At 74.9% G+C, this 6,206-nt stretch carries 8 protein-coding genes; 2 read left to right on the top strand and 6 right to left on the bottom strand.

The window, feature by feature from the left end; genetic code table 11:
• Positions 1-218: 218 nt before the first annotated feature.
• On the bottom strand, positions 219-746 hold the full coding sequence (locus ACWCSD_RS45670; RefSeq protein WP_449924862.1) for an RNA polymerase sigma factor: 528 nt from the start codon (positions 744-746) through the stop codon (positions 219-221).
• A gap of 53 nt (positions 747-799) precedes the next feature.
• Entirely contained in the window at positions 800-1,630 is an 831-nt protein-coding gene (locus ACWCSD_RS45665; protein WP_449924859.1) for a patatin-like phospholipase family protein, read from the bottom strand.
• 227 nt (positions 1,631-1,857) lie between these two features.
• On the opposite strand from ACWCSD_RS45665, the gene ACWCSD_RS45660 reads away from it, so the two are divergent.
• Entirely contained in the window at positions 1,858-2,016 is a 159-nt protein-coding gene (locus ACWCSD_RS45660; RefSeq protein ID WP_397162752.1) for a hypothetical protein, read from the top strand.
• A gap of 84 nt (positions 2,017-2,100) precedes the next feature.
• Here ACWCSD_RS45660 and ACWCSD_RS45655 read toward each other — a convergent pair whose 3' ends face one another.
• Both ACWCSD_RS45655 and ACWCSD_RS45650 read right to left on the bottom strand, forming a co-directional pair.
• Positions 2,101-2,643 (bottom strand): GNAT family N-acetyltransferase, encoded by a 543-nt coding sequence (locus ACWCSD_RS45655; protein WP_449924856.1) that lies wholly within the window; start codon positions 2,641-2,643, stop codon positions 2,101-2,103.
• A 54-nt stretch (positions 2,644-2,697) separates the two neighbouring features.
• Positions 2,698-3,687 carry a helix-turn-helix transcriptional regulator gene (locus ACWCSD_RS45650; RefSeq protein WP_358297283.1) on the bottom strand — a complete coding sequence of 330 codons (990 nt, stop codon included), beginning with the start codon at positions 3,685-3,687 and terminating at the stop codon, positions 2,698-2,700.
• Between the two features lie 119 nt (positions 3,688-3,806).
• Here ACWCSD_RS45650 and ACWCSD_RS45645 point away from each other — a divergent pair, with 119 nt between their 5' ends.
• A complete protein-coding gene (locus ACWCSD_RS45645; protein ID WP_449924852.1) occupies positions 3,807-4,931 on the top strand; it encodes a WD40/YVTN/BNR-like repeat-containing protein in 1,125 nt (374 codons plus the stop codon).
• 60 nt (positions 4,932-4,991) lie between these two features.
• Here ACWCSD_RS45645 and ACWCSD_RS45640 read toward each other — a convergent pair whose 3' ends face one another.
• Together ACWCSD_RS45640 and ACWCSD_RS45635 are read right to left on the bottom strand one after the other, a co-directional pair.
• Complete coding sequence (locus ACWCSD_RS45640; protein WP_397162749.1) at positions 4,992-5,933, bottom strand: threonine/serine dehydratase; 942 nt, start codon at positions 5,931-5,933, stop codon at positions 4,992-4,994.
• The coding region (locus ACWCSD_RS45635) for a hypothetical protein (RefSeq protein ID WP_449924849.1) at positions 5,930-6,206 on the bottom strand (277 nt) is incomplete at its 5' end. The genes ACWCSD_RS45635 and ACWCSD_RS45640, both read right to left, overlap by 4 nt.

Genomic DNA, 6,206 nt, shown 5'->3' with positions numbered 1-6,206 from the left:
CGCCCCGGCCCCCCCCCCAAAAACAAAGAAATGAGCCCCCCCCCCCCCCCCCCCCCCCCCCCCCCCCCCCCCCCCCCCCCCCCCCCCCCCCCCCCAGTAAAAGCAACCCCCGCCCCCCCCCCGCCGGCGCCCCCCCCCCGCGACCGGCGGCCGCCCGTCGTCCTGTACCGTCTCGGCCCTGGCCGTCATCGCGTCCCTGAGCCGGTCCTCGATCGTGGTCATGCCCGGCCTCCCAGCTCGCGCTCAAGCCGCTCCAGGGCTCTGGAGGCGGTGGACCGTACCGTGCTCTGCCGCAGGCGCGTCGCCTCGGCGATGTCGGCGTCGGACAGGTCGAGGTAGTAACGCAGGACGAGAACCTCGCGCTGCCGCCGGGGCAACCGGCCGAGCGCCGCGAGCATCTCCTGCCGCGACTCGCCCAGCAGCGCGATCGTCTCGGCCGAGTCCACCGGGTCGTCCCGCCGCCGCAGGACCGCCCTGGCGGCGACACTCCGCCTGCGCAGCAGCGAGCGCGAGGCGTTCAGCACGCAGACCCGCACGTACGCCAGGGTGAGGGTGGCCGGGCTCCTGCCGGGCAACCTGGAGAAGACGTCCTGGACGACGTCCTCCGCGCTCTCCCGGTCGCCCACGAGCAGCAGGGCCAGGCGGACGAGGGCGAGCCGGTGCTCCCGGTACAGGCCGGACACCACCGCGTCGGCGGCGTCGGCCGGCGGCGGCGGGGACGCGCGGGCGACGATCTCAAGATTCATGCACAGGGAACGCGCACCTGCCCCGATCCGCTGCGTGCCGGGCACGCCCTCGTTCAGGCCGGGGCGGAGCGGCCCGGCAGGTACGGCCCGACCAGTTCGGCGAGCCCGGCGGACTGGCGGCGTCCCTCCAGGTACACCCGTCCCCACCGGCTCCGGTCGCCGAGGTCCGGCCCGAACGCCTCCAGCGCCGCCTGGTCGGGCAGGATCCGCACGCCCCGCTCGACCGCCGGGCCCGGGAACAGGTGCCCGAGCGGCTCGACCAGGACGATCGCGCCCGCGCCCGCGGCGAGGTGCACGTTGGACCCGCCGCCGAGCGCGCCGTCCATGTACCGGCGTGCGCCGATGGTGATCGGGACGGCGTGGCCGGGGGCGGCGCTGCTGGCGGCGACGGCGGCGGGCAGCGGGACGCCGCTGTCGCCGCTCCAGACCACCGGCTCGCCGCTGACGGCGTCCACGGCGGTGATCAGCAGCGGGCGGCCGGGCCAGGAGCCGGCGCCGACGAGCCGGCGCATGGCGGTCAGATGGTCTTCCTCCGGCAGCGCGTCCGCCTCCAGGGCGAGCGCGCCCGCCTGGCGCAGCGCCTCCCGCGGGTCGGCGCCGGGCGCGTTGAGGATCTGCAGGACGCGCGGCATCACGGTCGGGTCCCCGGCCCGCCGGTCCGGGGGCGCGGGCGGCAGGTCGGCGAGCTCGTCCAGGTCGCGTCCGGCGGCCAGGGCGGCGGCGGCGATCGCGCCCGCCGAGGTGCCGACGAGCAGATCGGCGTCCGCGAGCTCCACGCCCGCCGCGCGCAGGCCCGCCGCCAGGCCGAGCAGCCAGGCCGTGCCCACCGGACCGCCCGGCCCCAGGACGACGGCGACGTCGGCGGTGCTCGCTGTGAAGATCATGCCCCGATGCTACAAGGCGGCGTCCGGCGCGGGTCGTGCCGATTGTCCGGACCGGTGCGGGGGGCTGCCGGACAATCGGCCGGTCATCGAGACTGGGACCCCGCCGACGCTGTGACCTGTGTGTTCCCGCTCAGGCCGGAACAGGGTGACGGGCGGCGGCCCCGGGTTGTGCACTGGATCCCGTGCCCGGCCGGAGAACACGCATCGGACTGACGAGAGGTGACGGCATGACCAGGACCACACTCAGACTGACCTCGATCGGCCTGCTGGCCGCGACCGGACTCGCCCTGGCCGCCGGCCCGGCCGCCGCGAAGGACGACTACTACCCCGGCAACGGCGGGATCGCCCCCATGAGCGAGGACTTCCACCCCGCCACGGGCGGGTGAGTGCCGGGCCGGCTTTGAGCGACGCCAGGCCCGCGCCGCCACGGGGGCCGCGGGCCTGGTGGGCGGGGGCATGAGCGGCCCCGCCTAGCTCCGCGAGGCCGGCTTCCACTCCTGGACCAGGAGCCCGAGCAGCACCTGGTCCAGGAACTCGCCCATCACCCACGCGGAGGAGCGCAGCACGCCCTCGCGGACGAAGCCGTTGCGCTCGGCCGCGCGCAGCATAGCGACGTTGTCGGCCAGCGTCTCGATCTGCAACCGCTGCAGGCCGCGCAGGACGAAGCCGTAATGGCACAGCACCGCGACCACGTCGGTGCCGTAACCCCTGCCGCGGCAGGACGGCAGCAGCCCCAGCCCGACGTGCGCGGACCGGTGGTGGGTGTCGATGCCCCACAGCGTCGCCGCGCCGACGAGCGCGCCGCCGTCGAGGTCCACCACGGAGAACGGGACGACCGCCTCCACGGTGTCGTCCACCACGAGCCGCGAGTCATCCGTGCCGGGTGTGACCGGCCGCCACGGACGGTTTCCGGCCCGCGAGGAGTAGACCGGGTCGTCGTAGAGCTCGGCCCGCAGGATCGGGATGTCGTCCTCGTGGCGGGCCCGGAGCCCGACCTTGCCGCCCTTCAGCACCCCAGTTTCCTATCCGTCCGGACCGGGCGGCCGCAAACGATTTTGCGCGGGCGGTCAGGCGTCCGGGTCGCACCAGCCGCGGCGCGCCGCCAGCAGGCCGGCCTGGAAGCGGGTGCGGGCGCCGAGCCGGTCCATCAGCTCGCTGACCCTGCGGTGCACCGTGCGCAGGCTCACCCCGAGCTGGCGGGCGACCGCCTCGTCCTTGAGCCCGGCCGCGAGCAGCGTGAACAGCTCGGGGTCCGGCAGGTCCGCCGGGCGGGAGCGCGCGTCGTAGAGCGGGAGCGGCAGCGCCGCCCGCCACAGGACCTCGAACAGGGCGACCAGCGCGTCGAGCAGCGACGAGGAGTGCACGATGACCGCGCTGCCGGAGTGGGCCGAGGCGTCGGCGTTCAGCGGCAGGATGGCGGTCCTGCGGTCGGCGATGGCCAGCTTCATGGGCACCTCGGGGCTGACCCTGGCCTGCTCCCCGGCCGCCGCCGACTCCTGGGCGAGACGGAGCTTGCCGGGGATCTCCAGGGCCGAGGCGTCGTAGATGCCGCGCACCACGAGGCCGTGCGCGAGGCGTTCCATCTCGGGGGCGTTCTGCTGGGAGGGATCCTGGGCGTACGGGGGCCGGTCGAGGACCAGGAGCTCCTCGGTCGCGGTCTGCTGCAACTGGGTGAACCGCTGCACCACGGCCGCCTGCCCCTGGACGACCTCCACCAGCTCCTCGGGAGCCAGGTTCTCCGTCCGCGGCGTCTCGGCCAGCAGCGCGAGCGCGGCCAGCCTGGCCTGGGCCAGCCCCTCCTCGCGGCGGGAGATGAGGGCGGCCACCGCCACGTCGGGCCTGGTCGGCACGTACCGGACCGGGCGGCCGGCCATGCGGCTGACCAGGCCGAGCGCCTCCAGCCGGGAGCACGCCCGGCGCAGGGCCACGGTGGTGCGGCCGGTGTGCGCGGCCAGCTCGGGCAGCGTGGTGCGCGGCCGGCGCAGCAGGGTGCGGTAGATCTGCTCGTCCTCGGCGTCCACGCCGACGGCGGCGAGGGCGTTGTCGTCCGCGTTCATGATCGAACAGTGTGTCAGATACCTGCCATGGCATGAACCAGCCCCGGGCAGACCTAGCCTGAGCATCGCCTTCACCGATAGGAACGAACGCGTACCAGATTCCTGTCGGGGAGGCAGTGTTGAAGAAGGCGTTCACCATCGGACTCGCGACCGCGCTGACGGTCCTGTCCGCCGCCACGCCGGCCATGGCGAGGACCTCCAGTGAGGGTTTCGACGGCTCGGGCTGGAGCCGGCCGGTCTGCCAGACGGTCGCCGGTGACGGCTCTGTGACGTACGCGTGGAACGACGGCAAGAAGATCGCGTCCACCAGCGAGGTGCTCGGCCCGATCGTCTACACCACCGGGCTGGTCGCGCTCGACCGCCCGAACCAGTTGCTGGCCATGTCCAACAGGCGGTTGCTGGCCTCCAAGGACGCGGGCTGCACCTGGAGCGCGGCCGGCGAGGTCAAGGGCTCCTTCGTCGAGCTGGTCGCCGCCCAGGGCGGCCGGGCCTACGCCTGGGACCGCGACGGCAACCTGGCGCTCGCCACGCCCGAGGGCGTCACGCCGCTCACCGGGCCGGGCGGCGACCTGATCGGGATCGGCGTGGACCGGGGCGACGGCGACCGCCTGCGGGCGTCCGACCTGCTGGGCCAGCTGCACGAGTCGCGGGACGGCGGGCGCACCTGGCAGCCCGTCGGGGTGCCGGCCTGGTCACCGAGCGACACCCGCATGTCCTACACGGCGGTGTTCGACCCGCACGACCTGGACCACGTGGTGCTCGGCGCCTCCGACACCGGCGCCCGCGTCACCTTCGACGGCGGCCGCACCTGGACCTCGGCCTCGGGGCTGGCCGGGGACGGCGACCGGGTCAACGTGTTCAGCGCCGCGATCTCCCCGGCCGCCGGGAACGTCGTGTGGGCGATGGGGCTCAACCTGGCGGAGCTGGAGGCCGGCGTGCCGTCCGGCGGCCGGCACATCTACCGCTCGGACGACGGCGGCCGGAACTTCACCCCCGTCGTGGACCAGGACGCGGTGGTGACGATCCCCAACGGGCCGCTGCTCGCCCCGCACCCGAAGGACGCGGACGTCCTCTACTTCGACTTCGGGACCGGCTGGTCGGCGATCGGCACGGACATCTACAAGTACGAGTCCCGCAAGGACCGCGTCACCGTCAACCACAACGCCTACGACCGGGTCACCTCGATCGCCTTCAACCCCGCGCACCCGGGCGTGATGTACCTGGGGGTCTCCGAAGAGGCGTAGCGGCCGTCCCCGCCCCTCGCGTCCCATGGTGGTTCCGCGCCATGGGACGCGAGGGCGGCGTCACTCCGCCTGCCGGGCCGCCGGCTGGAGGGCGGGCGCCACGTTGCCGCCGGAGACGATCGCCACCACCGGCCCGTCGGGCAGAAGCGCCTGATGGGCCAGGTAGGCGGCGGTGGTCACGGCCCCGCTTGGCTCGGCGCGCTCGCCCAGCCGGTCCCACAGCAGCTCGGCGGCGGCGTCGATGTCGTCCTCGCGAACGGTCAGCATGTCGTCGACGTGCCGCCGGATGTGCTCCCAGGCCAGCTCGCCGAGGACGGGGCCGCGCAACCCGTCGGCCCGGGTGCGGTAGGTCAGCTCCACCGGCCAGGCCGTCCGGGCGCCGCTGCGGAAGCTGGCCGCGCCGTCGGCGGCGAGCTCGGGCTCGACGCCGATCACGGTGATCGCGGGGTCGGCGGCCTTGGCCGCCACCGCGACGCCGGCCAGCAGGCCGCCGTTGCAGACGGGCACCAGGATCGTGCCCGCCTCGGGAAGGTCGAGGACGATCTCCGCCCCGGCGCTGCCGTGCCCGGCGATCACGTCGAAGTCGTCGGAACGCACGACGGTCGCGCCGAGATGGTCGGCCAGCGCCAGGCAGGTGATCTCGCGCAGCGCCGGCGGCACGATGACCACCTCGGCGCCGAGCCCGCGGGCCGCCTCCACCTTGAGCTCCGGCGCGGTGTCGGGCAGGACGACGGTGGCCCGCAGGCCGTGCCGGGCGGCGGCGTAGGCGATGGCCTGGGCGTGGTTGCCCGAGGACTGGGCCACGACGTGCGTGATGCCCCGACCGGCCAGCCGGGCCACCGCGTTCGCGGCGCCGCGCACCTTGAAGGAGGCGGTGGGCTGCCGGTTCTCCGGCTTGAGCCAGAGGCGTTCGCCGGGCAGCCGCAGCAGCGGCGTGCGCCGGACGAACGGGGCGATGCGGGCCGCGGCGGCCCGCACGTCGGACGCGGATACCAAGATCATCCGTTCAGCACCTTCTCCTGGATCGCGTTCAGGTCGGCGGCGGCCTCCGAGGGCGGCGCCGCGTCGGGGATGAGGTCCTCGATGTGGTGCAGCGGCCGGTGACGCAGCCCGAGCAGGCCCCAGATCACCAGCAGGACGCCGCTGGCCAGCAGCACCGCCGCGGCGCCGCCGCCCGGCCGGGAGGTCAGCGGCTCCGCCCATTCGGCCAGCGGCCCGGCCGACAGGAAGCCCAGCGGCTGCATGGCCGTGGCCAGCATGACGTTCACCGCCAGC

This window comes from Nonomuraea sp. NPDC001684 (assembly GCF_053596515.1).
This window is presented reverse-complemented; position numbering and strand designations above follow the sequence as displayed.

Excerpts from the sequence above, each read along its gene's own strand:
- ACWCSD_RS45670 (WP_449924862.1), bottom strand. The coding sequence starts at position 746 with ATGAATCTTGAGATCGTCGCCCGCGCGTCCCCGCCGCCGCCGGCCGAC.
- ACWCSD_RS45665 (WP_449924859.1), bottom strand. The coding sequence starts at position 1,630 with ATGATCTTCACAGCGAGCACCGCCGACGTCGCCGTCGTCCTGGGGCCG.
- ACWCSD_RS45660 (WP_397162752.1), top strand. The coding sequence starts at position 1,858 with ATGACCAGGACCACACTCAGACTGACCTCGATCGGCCTGCTGGCCGCG.
- ACWCSD_RS45650 (WP_358297283.1), bottom strand. The coding sequence starts at position 3,687 with ATGAACGCGGACGACAACGCCCTCGCCGCCGTCGGCGTGGACGCCGAG.
- ACWCSD_RS45640 (WP_397162749.1), bottom strand. The coding sequence starts at position 5,933 with ATGATCTTGGTATCCGCGTCCGACGTGCGGGCCGCCGCGGCCCGCATC.